This is a genomic window from bacterium (Candidatus Blackallbacteria) CG13_big_fil_rev_8_21_14_2_50_49_14 (assembly GCA_002783405.1).
Lineage (GTDB): Bacteria > Cyanobacteriota > Sericytochromatia > UBA7694 > UBA7694.
Genome location: PFGG01000063.1, coordinates 18984 through 31984 on the forward strand (window position 1 = coordinate 18984; position 13001 = coordinate 31984).

The 13001-nt window shown below is 50.6% G+C and carries 14 protein-coding genes; 13 read left to right on the top strand and 1 reads right to left on the bottom strand.

What is annotated here, in order from left to right; translation table 11 throughout:
- Positions 1 to 9 precede the first annotated feature (9 nt).
- The 11 genes from COW20_15280 to COW20_15330 all read left to right on the top strand — a co-directional run bounded on the left by COW20_15280 (position 10) and on the right by COW20_15330 (position 10745).
- Positions 10 to 2502 (top strand): phage tail tape measure protein, encoded by a 2493-nt coding sequence (locus tag COW20_15280; protein ID PIW46649.1) that lies wholly within the window; start codon positions 10 to 12, stop codon positions 2500 to 2502.
- Positions 2502 to 3407: a hypothetical protein gene (locus COW20_15285; protein PIW46650.1), complete on the top strand. Its 906-nt coding sequence runs from the start codon at positions 2502 to 2504 to the stop codon at positions 3405 to 3407. The genes COW20_15280 and COW20_15285 overlap by 1 nt, the downstream gene beginning before the upstream one ends.
- Positions 3404 to 3616 carry a hypothetical protein gene (locus tag COW20_15290; protein ID PIW46651.1) on the top strand — a complete coding sequence of 71 codons (213 nt, stop codon included), beginning with the start codon at positions 3404 to 3406 and terminating at the stop codon, positions 3614 to 3616. Before COW20_15285 ends, COW20_15290 begins: the two co-directional genes overlap by 4 nt.
- Positions 3607 to 4611, top strand: coding sequence for a phage protein D (locus COW20_15295; GenBank protein PIW46652.1), 1005 nt, complete (start codon positions 3607 to 3609; stop codon positions 4609 to 4611). The genes COW20_15290 and COW20_15295 overlap by 10 nt, the downstream gene beginning before the upstream one ends.
- Complete coding sequence (locus COW20_15300) at positions 4608 to 5117, top strand: phage baseplate assembly protein V (GenBank protein PIW46653.1); 510 nt, start codon at positions 4608 to 4610, stop codon at positions 5115 to 5117. Before COW20_15295 ends, COW20_15300 begins: the two co-directional genes overlap by 4 nt.
- A 65-nt stretch (positions 5118 to 5182) precedes the next feature.
- Entirely contained in the window at positions 5183 to 5386 is a 204-nt protein-coding gene (locus COW20_15305) for a hypothetical protein (protein ID PIW46654.1), read from the top strand.
- Positions 5383 to 5736 (top strand): baseplate protein, encoded by a 354-nt coding sequence (locus tag COW20_15310; protein ID PIW46655.1) that lies wholly within the window; start codon positions 5383 to 5385, stop codon positions 5734 to 5736. The genes COW20_15305 and COW20_15310 overlap by 4 nt, the downstream gene beginning before the upstream one ends.
- A gap of 117 nt (positions 5737 to 5853) precedes the next feature.
- Complete coding sequence (locus tag COW20_15315) at positions 5854 to 6939, top strand: baseplate protein (GenBank protein ID PIW46656.1); 1086 nt, start codon at positions 5854 to 5856, stop codon at positions 6937 to 6939.
- The gene (locus tag COW20_15320; protein ID PIW46657.1) at positions 6905 to 8137 is read left to right on the top strand and encodes a hypothetical protein; all 1233 of its coding nucleotides are present in this window, start codon (positions 6905 to 6907) and stop codon (positions 8135 to 8137) included. The genes COW20_15315 and COW20_15320 overlap by 35 nt, the downstream gene beginning before the upstream one ends.
- 14 nt (positions 8138 to 8151) lie before the next feature.
- Entirely contained in the window at positions 8152 to 10398 is a 2247-nt protein-coding gene (locus COW20_15325; protein ID PIW46658.1) for a hypothetical protein, read from the top strand.
- A gap of 11 nt (positions 10399 to 10409) precedes the next feature.
- The gene (locus COW20_15330; GenBank protein PIW46659.1) at positions 10410 to 10745 is read left to right on the top strand and encodes a hypothetical protein; all 336 of its coding nucleotides are present in this window, start codon (positions 10410 to 10412) and stop codon (positions 10743 to 10745) included.
- 302 nt (positions 10746 to 11047) lie between these two features.
- On the opposite strand, the gene COW20_15335 is transcribed toward COW20_15330, so the two are convergent.
- Positions 11048 to 11662, bottom strand: a complete 615-nt coding sequence (locus COW20_15335; GenBank protein PIW46660.1) for a hypothetical protein — start codon at positions 11660 to 11662, stop codon at positions 11048 to 11050.
- Positions 11663 to 11895: 233 nt separating this feature from the next.
- Between COW20_15335 and COW20_15340 the strand changes: the two genes are divergently transcribed.
- A complete protein-coding gene (locus COW20_15340) occupies positions 11896 to 12333 on the top strand; it encodes a hypothetical protein (GenBank protein ID PIW46661.1) in 438 nt (145 codons plus the stop codon).
- A complete protein-coding gene (locus COW20_15345) occupies positions 12330 to 12935 on the top strand; it encodes a hypothetical protein (protein PIW46662.1) in 606 nt (201 codons plus the stop codon). The genes COW20_15340 and COW20_15345 overlap by 4 nt, the downstream gene beginning before the upstream one ends.
- Positions 12936 to 13001 lie beyond the last annotated feature (66 nt).

Genomic DNA, 13001 nt, shown 5'->3' on the forward strand with positions numbered 1-13001 from the left:
GATTAACCCATGTCTGACATGCTTTTAGCCATGATGCTGACGCTCAAAGATATGGCTTCAGGCCCTCTTGGGCAAGCTCAGAGCAACGTCAAGAAATTCAGTCACGAACTCCTGGCGATTGGGGCCGCTTCGCGGGCGATGGGCCAGAAGATTCTTGGGGCAATGCAGGCTCCCATTCAAGCTTTCGCTGAAGCTGAAGACGCGGCAACTCAGCTTAGAGTCTCGATGATGGACTCTAAGGGCGTTTCTCAGGGCTTTGAAGCCGTCAATAAACTTGCGACAGATCTTGGTAATAAGTTGCCAGGCACAACCGCAGACTTTCAGGAAATGATGACTGCCCTGAATCAGCAGGGCGTCAAGGCTGACTCTATCCTTGGGGGTGTTGGTAAAGCTGCTGCCTATCTTGGCGTTCAGCTTAAAATGCCCTACCGTGAAGCCGCGATCTTTGCTGCTAAAACTGGAGAGGCTGCTGGGATTGCATCCAAAGACATGGAAAAGTTTATGGATACCATTCAGCGCACAGCAAATCTTGGCGTAACAACAGGAGAGATGGAGCTTGCTTTTGGGCGTAGTGCTGGCAAGCTGAAAGAAATTGGCGCTCAGGGTTTGGAATCAGCATCAGGGCTTAGCACTCTCTTTGCGATGCTTATCAAAACTGGTCTTTCTGGAGAAACTGTTGGTACTAACTTTGCAGCCCTTGCGGGCGGATTGCAACAGTACCAATACGGCATTGGAGACAAAGCAAAAGCGGCTCAAAAAAGTCTTAAAGCCTTGGGCATAGAGATGCGGTTCTTTGGCAAATCAGGCAAATTTCTTGGTGAGCGCAATATGATTTCTCAGCTCGAAAAGCTTAACAAACTAGCTCCAGATAAAAAAGCCTCCGTTCTGAATTCTTTGTTCGGAAGCGGGCAAGATGCTCAAATGGTATCCACTATTATTTCTGGCGGAATCAAAGCTTATAACGCCATGGAAAAAAAGAAGAAAGACCAAGCTGATCTCAATACCAAAGTAGAAGCTCAGCTCAAGACGCTTACCAACATTTGGGATTCTGCGACAGGCACTTTTACCAATATGCTTGCTACCCTTGGTGGTTCCATTGCTCCTGAGCTTAAAGCCATGGCAGATGGCTTTGGAAAGCTCTCTGAAAACCTTCAGAAATTCACCAAAGAACATCCACAAATTACAAAGATGGCTACAGCCTTTACCCTGCTCAGTGGGGCTGCTTTGGTTGTGGGTGGAACAGCAGCGATGGGTCTTGGTATGGCTCTGCCAGCCTTCGGACATGCTGCAACGGGCGCGAGCAAGATTGCCGCTGGAGCTGGTAAGCTCGCGAAGCATGGCAAAGATGCGGCATTGTCAATGAAAATTTGGAATGCTTCAGCAGGAGCAAACATTGTCGCTGCGGCCAATAAGCCAATCCCAATGCCAAAGTTTTCAGCAATATTCAAATCTGCTTTCAGCTCTGTGGGTAATGCAGCCAAGAGTTTTGGAAGTTCAATTGTTGGCGCTGTGGGTAAAGTTGGTCGGCTGTTTGCTGGGTTGCCAGGCGCACTACTAAAAATCCCCGGCGCTATTGGCGGAGCTTTTGGAAAAATCCCTGGTCTTTTGACCAAGATTCCTGCTCTGTTGAGAGGAGTTGCTCTTGGCATTCGCGCAGTCGGCATGGCTGCTCTGGCGAATCCTGCGGGGATTGCTATTGCTGCGCTGGCTGTTGGCGCAATATTGGTCTTTAAATACTGGAAACCGATCTCAGGTTTTTTCAAAGGGCTTTGGCATGGCCTGATGGTTGGGTTGAAACCACTGAAGCCTGCTTTTGATGGTGCCTTCAAAGCAGTTGCCCCGATTATTCAGCCTATTGTGGGTGCTTTGAAAGGCGTTTGGAACTGGTTGAAAAGCCTTTTGAGCCCAGTCAATGACACTGGTGGCGCGGCTGAAAAGATGGGGAAAAAATTCGGCTTGGCACTGGCTGAAATGATCAGCAAAGGACAAGAAATGCTGGCGCATTTTATGGCTCTGCCCGAAAAATTCTTATCGATTGGCGCAAATATGATGCACGGCCTGATAAATGGAATTAATTCAGCGGCAGGAGCGGTAATGAGCAGGCTCAAAGAGATTGGGAACAATATCAAGAGCACATTTACAGGCATCCTTGGAATCCATTCCCCGTCCCGTGTCTTTATGAACTATGGTCAAAATCTGGGTGCTGGCCTGGAGCTGGGCATGGTAGCCAAAGCAGCCAGTGTAGCGGGTGCTGCGGGTAAGCTGGCAAAGGCTGCAACTCCGAGTTTTCAGAAACTGTCTGGCCCATCTCTGGCTTTAGCTTCTGCCAGAGGGAACGCTGGCGGCGGGCATAATATCACCTTCGCGCCTGTGATTCAGCTCAGTGCTCTGCCAGGTGCAAGTTCTGAGCAGCAAATGCAGCAAGCGGTGCGCGATCTCTACCCCGAGTTCAAGCGATTTATGGATCGCTACACCCATGACAAAAAACGGAGCCATGCCTGATGACTGCGTTTGCGACTCTGGGCGATACTGAAATCGAAGTTCTGACTGGCCCTTCTGAATTGGGTGTAAAATATTCTGCCTCTTATGCCGATCTAGCTTTGATTGGCCGCAAGTCTGGGCTTCAGTTTACGGGCTTTTCCCCTGATGAAATCTCTTGGCGCGTGCTCCTGCATTCTAATTGGTGTGACCCTGCCTATGAGCTGCGCAAGCTCAAAGAACACATGGACAATCAGGACACCCTCTCTTTGGTGATGGGTACGGGTGAGTATCGCGGGGTCTTTGTTATCCCTGATTTGGATGTGGCTTTGCGGCATACCGATCCCAGCGGGAATATTATTGCCATGGAGCTAAATCTCGCTCTCAAAGAGTATACTGGCGACCCAGCAAAACCCAATCCCCCCGGCGTGATTGTAGATACCCTGCCGATTGAGGCAATCACCAATCCCACAGTCTTGCTCACTGAGCCGCCCGGTGGGTTCCTTGAAACCCTGGATACTGTGATGGGAACGATTGAAACCATTGGCGAAGCCTCTGCCCGTGTGAATGACATTGTGGCCAGCGCTCAGAATGGAGATATTTTGGGTGCGGTTGGTTTGGCCGGTGCCTATGCTCCTGAACTGGCTGAAATGGCTCAATTGCTACCCGTTGAAAATGTTCAGCAGTTCCAGGAGATGGCTGTCGTTGCTCAAGATGCCGGTGAAGTGGCCACGGGTTTAAGCCAGGCGCAAACTGAAATCACTACAGCAGCCTCTTTGCTGGAACAATCCACTGACCTGGGCGGATTGAGCGCTGCGGCTGGACACATGTCTTCAGCCGTTGGCCTGTCTGCCAATACTCAGCCTGCACTTGAAAGACTGCAGGCCTTTGGTGAAGTGGGCAGTCGCCTCGGAGGCCCGCCAAAATGAGCCAGCAATACCTTGAACACATTACCAAAGAGGGGGAACGCTGGGATAATATTGCCTGGCAGTATTACCGTGATATCAACCAGATCGGGCTTTTGATCGAAACCAATCCCCATGCCCCGATTGCGCCTGCCCTGCCCTCTGGCCTCAAGTTGTATATCCCCCTGATTGAGCAGGCCGCAGATATTGTAGGGCTTCCGCCGTGGAAGTGAAACAAGCCATCAAACCAGATTTTAAGCTTTTCTATGCGGGCAAGGATGTTACCCATGATCTGGCCCCATATATCACAGAGATTGTCTATACTGACCGGCTGACCGGGCAATCTGATGAATTGGATGTTTCACTGGTTGACCCAGATGGCCGCTGGATGGATGCCTGGTACCCGGAAAAGGGAGCTGAAATCAAGCTGGAATATGGCTATACCCACAAGCCCCTGATTAAGGCCGGGGCCTTTGAAGTGGATGAGATTGAAATCGAAGGCCCTCCCTCTACTGTTCGGATTCGTGCGCTCTCTGCGGGATTGAGTCGGCAGGCAAGAACGCGTCTTGGGAAAGCCTATGAAAAGACCACGCTCAAGGCCATTGTCGAAAAGGTAGCCAAACGCCTCAAGGCCAAGGTTAGCGGACAAATTGCAGATATTCAGATCCCCAAAGCGACCCAGTACGGTGAAACGGATTGGGCCTTTCTGGTGCGCCTGTGCCGGGAATATGGCTATGAGGTCAAGCTGACGGATAATAACCAGACGCTGGTCGTGGCCAAACTGAAAGACCTGGCTTCTCAAAAAGCCGTTCGTGTCATTACCCCGGCAGATCTGATCAGCTACCAATACCGGGACAAAATCACTGAAGTGCCTGCAAAAACAGAGGTGAAACACCAAAACCGCAGAAAGAAAAAGTTGGTCAAGGGCGAAGCCCAGAACAAACTGACACTGGATAAAACAGCCAGTGATACCCATAAGAAAATTCTGCCCGTGGATTCAAAAGGTCAGGCTCAAGCTGTGGCTGATGCCGAGCAAGAACGGCAAGAGATCGATAAAACCAGCTTTACGATTAACTTGTGGGGAGATGCTTCACTGGTAGCTGGGGCCAGAGTGACCGCCTCTAAGTTTGGCAAACTGAATGGAGAGTATATGATTGTCGAATCCAAACATACGATTTCGCGCAGTGGCTATAGCACTGAATCACAGATGAAGCGGGTTTCTGTATGAATGAAACCCTGAAAGAGTCTGCTGTCACCCTTCGCTATGGTCTGATTGAAGAATTTGACGAAGAGACCTACCAGGTCAAGGTCAGGCTTCCCGATCTCGATGATATGCTGACCCATTGGTTGCCTCTTCCTGTTTCTGTTTCTCAGGACGATAAGGCTCTGGACACTGTGGATATAGGGACACAGGTTGCTTTGCTCCTGGATACCAGGGGCGAAGAGGGGATTATCATCGGGGCGGTTTATTCTGAAGAAGACACCCCGCCGGTCAAGTCAAAAGACAAGTTTCATCGCAAGTTTAAAGATGGTACTGTGATTGAGTATGATCGCTCTGAGCACAAGCTCAAGGTGGATGCCCAGGGTGAAATCACCATCAAAGCCACTGGGCCGGTGACGGTCGAGGGCCAGAATGTGACCATCAAGGGCATATTGGTGACGATTGATGCCCCTTTGACAAAGGTGAATAATATTCTGATTCAGGGTAAACTGATTCTCCAGCCACAACCCTGACCCATTCCCCCGGTGTGAACTATGTCACCACGACGCTGCCTTGCTTTCAGCCCTATGCTAAGGGCATGAGCACACCCATTCCAACCCTGGCCGCGCCAGTCAATTACATGACCTTACCCTCTGAAACCGAATCCCCTAAGGTTTTCGGGGCTTTTCTCATGTCACTGACAGATCCCGCTACGCTCTTGATCCTCGATCCTGAGGGTTTGTTTATGACAAACGCCCCTTATTCAACGGCCCCCACGCCTGGGCATTGGTTTTGGCCATGAGTACGCTGCACTGGCAACCCAGCTTAGAGGGCGAGGGAATTGTCGAAGGGGTTGAAGATGTGCGTCAGTGCATCCGCATTATTCTTGAAACCCCTCTGGGCTCTGACCCTCTGCGCCCAGATTTTGGTAGCAATCTTCGCAATTATGTTGATCATCCTATCGACCGCGCCCGTCCTCATGTGGTGCGTGAAACCGTTGAGGCCATTCGCAAATGGGAGCCACGCTGCACTGTTAAGCGTGTTCTGGTCAGAATTACAGATTTCTCTGGCCTTCTGATTCAAGTTTATTTCAAACTGGCCAATGGTGTAGAGCAAAGCGTGGAGGTTTATCCCTATGCGTCCATCCTGTGAGGATTGCGGCATGGCCTTTGCGGATTGCCTAAACTGCTGTTGCTGCTCTTGGTGTGGCTGCGCCTGCGAAACAGAACCTGAAGAAGATGAGCAGGATTGTGGTCTGGAGAGTGCTGCATGAGTCTACCCCAAGTCATTCATGAAAACCCCACTCAGGTGCTCGATGAACTGAAAGCCGCTTATGAGGCCAGCACAGAGAAAACCCTGTATCCCGCCCAGATTGAACAGCTCATAATTAATTTGATCGCCTACCGTGAAACTTTGCTCAGAACCAGCATCAACGATGCAGCCCGTCAGAATCTGGCCCGCTATGCCAGGTCTCCCATGCTGGAATACCTTGGGGAACTGGTCAATACCTACCGTTTACCTGCCCAGTTTGCCAAAACCACGCTTGAATTTTCGCTTTCACTGCCCTTGGTGAATCCTACCTTAATCCCAAAGGGTACACGCATTCAAGCTGCAAATGGCGCAATCTTTGCCTCTGTGGCCGATGCATGGATTCTGGCTGGTCAAACTTCGGTGCAGGTCAAAGCCCAGGCAGATACCGCAGGCCCTGAGTTTAATGGGTTCCTTCCAGGTACGATTAAAGAGCCTTTTGATACCCTTCAAACGGGCCTTACAGTCACCAATCTGACCACTTCCAGTGGTGGGGCTTTGATAGAGGATATTGAGCGTTTTCGGGTTCGCGTGCTCTTGGCTATGAACCAACCCTCTGCGGGCTCAAGCAATGCCTATCGCTATATCGCCCTAACTGCTGACAGCCATGTGGTGGATGTCAGTGTGCAAATCGTTGCACCTGGCTGGGTTCGCCTGGCTGTTTTGACGGATGGAGACAGCGCTGAAATCGTTGCCAATGTCGATCAGGCTGTGCGGGCTGATGATTCCCGCCCACTGACTGACCGTGTAGATGTTGTCGCTGCTGAAGCAATTGCGGCTCCGATTCTGGTGACGATCACCCCCCGCAAAGGGGCTCTGGTGGCAACTCTGCTTCAATCTGCTCAGGCCGTGCTCGAAGCGCACAGAGACAAGCTGAAAAACACATTGGGCTATGACCTTGTAGCGTCTGAATTGAGTGCCAAGATTCAAGATTCAGGAGCCATCAAAAGGGTCGGTTTGATTGGGGCCGATGTCCCGATTGAACCGCATCAGTATGCGGTCATGAGCTGGCCTGAGCCTGCTTTCCTGGAGGCCGAACTTGACTGACATCACCCCTGTTCTGGAAAAATCTTCACGCTGGCTGCCCGTTGCAAAGCTGACAGATCGTTTTTTCAATTTGCCAAGCTGGAAAGCCACGGTCTGGCATGTCGATTCCACTGAAAGCGCTATTTTGCCCTATCTCGCCGAAATGCTGGGCATTACAGAAACTGCGGCTTGGCAGTCTGCACAATCCGATCAGGAGCGGAAAGCTTTGATTCAATCGGCTCATACCCGCTTCAGAACACGGGGTACCCCTGCGGGCTTGATTCGCGAAGCTGCTGAAGCTGGGGGTCAGGTTCGTCGAATCATCGCTCCCCCGAATAAAACCTTTCTTTCCGCTGCGGCGAGTGTCGCAGAGCGCAATGCCTGGCTGAATTTGCACCCTGAGCTAAGAATTTATACCCGCCGCCTGCCGGGAACCAAACAGGTGGCTATGCTGGGCTCTGAGTTTCTGGGCGGCAAGTGTTACCCAGCCCGGTCTGAAGCCCTGGTACGCTCACGCCTGCGGGTTACGCTGGTTAAAAATGGGCTTCAGACCGAGCTTGAAAGCCCAGACTGGCAAATTGCCAGCGCTGAAAAGCAGGCTATTACTGAGGTAATCATTCCTTCCAAAGCGGGTCATGCCTCATTTTTGGGGCGGCCTTTGCGCTTTGTTGCGGCCACTGATGCCAGCAATCGTCGGATTGTTTTGCAAGATGTCGCACTTTATCAAGAAAGGACTTCAACGCTTGGAATTCGCACTCTTAAGCCTGCTTTGGAACCTATTCATGCGGATGGGGAAATGGTTTCTGAGATTCGCCCTGCCAATCCAGGCGCAAGCTATCTGGGTAAGTTTCCCCGCTGTCTGGTCAACCTGGAAGCGGTTCTGGCCCAATACCGTAGAATCAAACTCTTTGATCCGAGCGCCCCCGTTACCCGAGCTAAAGCAGCATCTCATCTGGGGTATTCCCGGCTGACCATGCCCCCGCATTGCGCCCAGGTTGAAGTCGCTTTCTTTGGGAAACGCTCCCCAAGAATCGGGAGATTTATGGGGCAGCCTGTTGCCGCTGGCGACCGCGCCCCTTTGCAAAGATTGCTGGCCAATATGCGTCTGGCGGCCCGAGCTTCAGACAGCATAGCCATTGATACCAAGACCTTCCGCCCCGTTCGATCTGGCCATATTCTGGCCGGTTCGGTTCTGGCTGGCGGTGTTACCAACCATTAAAACAGGAGCCCATCATGGAAAAACAAGTCATTTATCGCGACCGACAGGAGCTTCAAGCAGCCGATCTGCTCAATACTCAGACCTGGCTAGATGAAGGTCAACAGCATCTATTGATGGATGCTGTAACCTCAGAGCGTCAGTTTATCGGGCTGACAACGACGGCCCGCACTGCCACTGAGCTGGATATTGCTCAGGGCCGCTTATACGATGGAACCACAGGCAAAGTTTATTTCCTTGCCGCCACTCAAACGGTCAGCGTTTTCTCAATGCTGCCGCTGCAAGATCAGAAATGGCTGGCGGTTTCAGTGTATGGACAGGAAGAAGATACAGATATCCAACCCCGTGACTTTCTGATTGACTTGCAAACTGGGCAAACCCAACCCGAAGCCGTTGCGATGCAAAAGCGCCGTGTGGTGATCTCGCACATTGCCCAAGGTCTTGAGTCTCCTACTCCTGAAAAACCTTCGCCCCCAACAGGTTACACCTTGATTGCCCATGTTCGCCTCTCACCTTCTGGGATTCAGGAAGTCATTCTGGCTTCGACTTTTAATCTTCCCAATCTTCAAGATCTGTCTACCCGTATGAAAACAGCAGAGGGCTGGATTACCAGCGCAGAGCCCCGCATTGCGCATATTATCAGTGATATTGCTGGGCTGGGTGAGGCTGTTGCTGCCCGTGCGACGATTCAGCAAGCGCTTCAGTTGGCAATGGATATGGCCAGAGTCAAAGAACGCCTGGAAATTCCTGATGCCTACGTGTTTTACGGGGCAGACCATTTCTTGAACGAAGACGAATCAGATACTGGGGCTGTGGGGTATAGTGCCCGACTGCAAGAGGGTGTTCGTCCTGTCATTGCGGCTCAGGATACGGTTTCATTCTCGCTTCTGAACCCGGTTGACCCAGCCGCAAAACTCAGCACAGATAACTTCTTGCTCCCTGCCTATAACGAAATCACCCGCCTGCGCATGGAAACCCAAGTTGGTGAACTGACCATTAATCAGTACCAGTACCAAACCACAAGCATGATTCAGCGAACCATGAGCCGTGAGCGGATTCAGTATGGTGAAACCCGCACACTTTGCACGAATAGCGGATTTTGGCGCAGTGGAATCTATGACCCCATGACCGGCATCTACCGCATCAATGGAGAAACCTGGACAGTCGATCCCGCTTACCGTCAGAACATGATTCTGCAAGTAGGTCAGGTGCGTGCAACTCAATTCTGGTATACCACTTATGCTGAAACCTATTGGGATGCAATTACCAGTACGCATACAGTTCAGGGCTCAATCCTGGCTCAAACCGTGCTGATGGCGCAAACAGGCTGGATGACCAGCATTGATGTTTATTTCACCAGTGTGGATACTGCCGGTGGATTGACCCTGATTCTGACGGATGCCAGCCAGGGCCAGCCTGATCTGAATCATGGCATTGCAAAGCTCGATCTGGCTGCCAATGCACTCTCTGCGGGCTGGACGCGAATCACCTTTCCGCGCCCAGTTTTTGTTGAGTCTGGCCGCCGCTACGCCATTGTTCTGGTTTCAGGCGCACAGCATCGCGTGGGCTTTACTCAAGGCACCGATTATACCCAGGGCGTGCTGATGTATGCTCAGGATGGAGCCTATTTTAATGAGGCTGCTGACCGTGATTTGATGCTGCGCTTGCAGTTTGCCCAGTTTACGACTCCCAGATCAGTGATTCAAATGCAACCCCTCCAGCTGGCTGGTGGTATCGGTGATTTGGATCTGCTCTATGAAGGAGTTACACCTGATGGTACCCAGATTTTCTGGGAATACCAAGTGGGTGGAATCTGGTACCCAATCAAAGCAGGAACTGCTGAAAATATTGCGACATTGCCCGCGCTTTTGCCTGTCAGGGCGGTCTTTGTGGGTACCACGGACTTGATGCCAGGTCTGCAATTATCTACTTCTCAGGTGATTGTCTCCCGGATCGGCACAAGCTTTACCCATTATTCAACAGCCCGTGCTCTTGGCTCTCCCAGTAGCCATGTGATTGTGCGTCTTTTGCTCGAAGACTTCGATCCGCTGGTTCATACTGCGGGTTGTCAGTTGGTTATTGGTGGAACGCCTGTCGCAGCAACGAGTTCCCGTGATGAAATTGTAGATACCCGCTCTCGCTGGCGCGAGTACGATTTTACGCTGGGTGCTCCGACCTCTGCCTACAGTATTGAAATAACCGGTTCAACCACAAGCTGGCGTCAATCCTGGCATGTAGCCGAACGCTATGACCTGGCTCTGTAAGGGTTAAACGCATGGCAACGCAATACCCTCGCTACCAGATGAAGGATACCCAGACCCGCTTGGGCCAGGAGTACTTCAATCCGATCTGGCTAGACCTGGACAGCCGCTTGGATAAGCTCGAACAGCTCAAATTGGACTGGAACACAGCTATTTCAGAGATTCAGCAGTTTGGCTTAGATCGCATCGACGCGACTGTTGTGCCTGTATTGGCGGCTGCTCAGGTTGAACTGGCAGCCGCTCAAGCCCAAGTGATTGAGCTTCAGCAGATGATTGCAGCCGCAGATATTCAAGGCCAGATTGATGCAGCTTTGGCCGAAATAACAGCTTTGGCCCTTGCGGGTCTGTAAGGAGAAAATATGGGGTTTCCAGAATTTCGCAATGGTTTTTTAACAGAAATTGAAGGGCGTATAAGCTCATTCACGCCATCTACAGCCACAGACAATGAACTTTTGGTAAAAGGTGCTTTGTTCAAAATGGCTGCTTCAGTGGCTGAAATTGACATGCTGAATCCTTCTTCTCTGCGTCTGCTTGAGACGCTTACAAGCGCTCAACTGAATACCTGGCTGGGGGATTTGAGCAATAAAGAGGCCTTTGATCGTCTTTTGTCGGACACGAACGCTTTCCGCTCTCTGCTCTACAGCTCAACACCCTATAACACAGTGTTGGGAAGTTCTTCTGCAATGGCTATTTTAGCCGCCAATCCAACCGCGATAACCACTGTCTTAGGTGAGGCAACTGCATTTAGTGCCCTGATCTCAAATAGTTCAGCTTTTGCGGCAATGATAGCCAGTACAGCAGCCCTGAATGCGATGGTTGCGAGTGCCACGGCCATGACTGCAATAACCGCTAACTCAACAGCTTTTGCAGCAATGATTGCCAGTACAGCAGCTCTGAATGCGATGGTTGCGAGTGCCACGGCTATGACTGCAATAACCGCTAACTCAACAGCTTTTGCAGCAATGATTGCCAGTACAGCAGCCCTGAATGCGATGGTTGCGAGTGCCACGGCTATGACTGCAATAACCGCTAACTCAACAGCTTTTGCAGCAATGATTGCCAGTACAGCAGCTCTGAATGCGATGGTTGCGAGTGCCACGGCCATGGCGGCAGTAGCCGCTAATTCAACAGCAATGACTACAGTGGCGGCAAGTAGTGCCGCTCTCACTGCAATTAAGGGCTCAGCAACTGCTATTTCAGCAATCAATGGTTCCACGACAGCGAAAAATGCACTGTATTCATCGCCATTAAAAACAGTCGTAACCAAGACAAATGGTGACGTATGGAATTTTGCAGTCTCATTCCATGCCGGTTCAGGCTTGTTTGTTCGTTTTTATGATTCATCGAATGTTTCTAATATGTCTCTTTATCTGGATGGCGGGGCTGCAATTAGTGTCGGATACGACAATTTTACGATTGCTTCATACAATACTTCTTTGGTTGGAGACTGGTACAAAGATCAAACGAAAATGACTTATATCGCATGTTAGGAGTGAGATGATGCCGAAGCTTATTTTTGATGAATCGGGCAAATTGATTGCCAGCGCAACTGGCGAAACCTCTCATATTGAGGGGAATGTGGTTGAAGTAGAAGAACTGCCGAAGGATCTATCTGATCTAAAGTTAGCTGCTGATGGCTCCGTTGTGAAAGACTTTGAAGGTGCTTTAAAGCGCATTCAAACAGAGCGCAAAGCCCGCATAAAGCACGAAGCGGCCAAGATGATTTCTGATCTGGATTGGCGTGTTACCCGCGCCCATGAGCGGGCTGAATTGGGGGTAATGGGTGAAGAGCCAGAGCTTGTCTTACGTGAGCGTGAAGCCATCCGAAGGGCTTCAAATAGAGCTGAAAAAGAAGTTGACAAAATGGTCGAAACATCAGCTATTCAGCTCTATACCTGGGAAGTGACTAAATCTGACTACCCGCCGAAAAAACCATGAGTTTCGATCCCTTTCTTGAATGGTTTGTTCTGCCCTTTCTGCGTGAAAAGGCAAAGAAGTCGGTTTCTCTGGCTGTGTACTACCCGAAAGCGCCAATGCCACTCCTTGGTTCTGCTGGGCAGGATGGTCTTTTACATCCCAGTACCATTGAAGCCATTAACAACCAACTATCAAAGCTCCCGTACCGTGCAGATCCACTTTTATTTGATTATTACACGCATCCAGGCGTTACTCAGAAATGCCTGGATACAGGCAATTGGGGTGATTGGAGTTGTGACTGCGATGACTTTGCTGTTTATGCCTATGCACTGTTTAGACTCACAGGAGCAAAGCCAGGGCAAGGGTTTTGGATTTGGAATTTAATCATTGACCCTACTCAGCAGCTTTGGAATGCTTGGGCCAATCATGTCATTTTAGGATTTAGGCAATGGGATCAGGGAAGATTTAAGACTGGCGTGTTGGACACGAACAGTGCAGAAGAGAAAAAAGTGATCTGGTTTGACCTTCCGCCAGAACAGGCAGAGACTGCTGTCTTAAAATATTTTGGCGAGAAGTACAAAGTGCAATATTACCGGGCGATTCGGGTTGATTACCCCTTCTGAAAAGGCCATTTTGAATCATCTGATCTGAGACTGTCCCAGATTAGCTGCAAAACTGTCCCAGATTAG

What these genes read in the sequence shown, in the direction of transcription:
- COW20_15310 (PIW46655.1), top strand. Translation starts at nt 5,383, where the DNA reads ATGAGTACGCTGCACTGGCAACCCAGCTTAGAGGGCGAGGGAATTGTC.
- COW20_15300 (PIW46653.1), top strand. Translation starts at nt 4,608, where the DNA reads ATGAATGAAACCCTGAAAGAGTCTGCTGTCACCCTTCGCTATGGTCTG.
- COW20_15325 (PIW46658.1), top strand. Translation starts at nt 8,152, where the DNA reads ATGGAAAAACAAGTCATTTATCGCGACCGACAGGAGCTTCAAGCAGCC.
- COW20_15280 (PIW46649.1), top strand. Translation starts at nt 10, where the DNA reads ATGTCTGACATGCTTTTAGCCATGATGCTGACGCTCAAAGATATGGCT.
- COW20_15330 (PIW46659.1), top strand. Translation starts at nt 10,410, where the DNA reads ATGGCAACGCAATACCCTCGCTACCAGATGAAGGATACCCAGACCCGC.
- COW20_15315 (PIW46656.1), top strand. Translation starts at nt 5,854, where the DNA reads ATGAGTCTACCCCAAGTCATTCATGAAAACCCCACTCAGGTGCTCGAT.
- COW20_15285 (PIW46650.1), top strand. Translation starts at nt 2,502, where the DNA reads ATGACTGCGTTTGCGACTCTGGGCGATACTGAAATCGAAGTTCTGACT.
- COW20_15345 (PIW46662.1), top strand. Translation starts at nt 12,330, where the DNA reads ATGAGTTTCGATCCCTTTCTTGAATGGTTTGTTCTGCCCTTTCTGCGT.
- COW20_15305 (PIW46654.1), top strand. Translation starts at nt 5,183, where the DNA reads ATGAGCACACCCATTCCAACCCTGGCCGCGCCAGTCAATTACATGACC.
- COW20_15340 (PIW46661.1), top strand. Translation starts at nt 11,896, where the DNA reads ATGCCGAAGCTTATTTTTGATGAATCGGGCAAATTGATTGCCAGCGCA.
- COW20_15290 (PIW46651.1), top strand. Translation starts at nt 3,404, where the DNA reads ATGAGCCAGCAATACCTTGAACACATTACCAAAGAGGGGGAACGCTGG.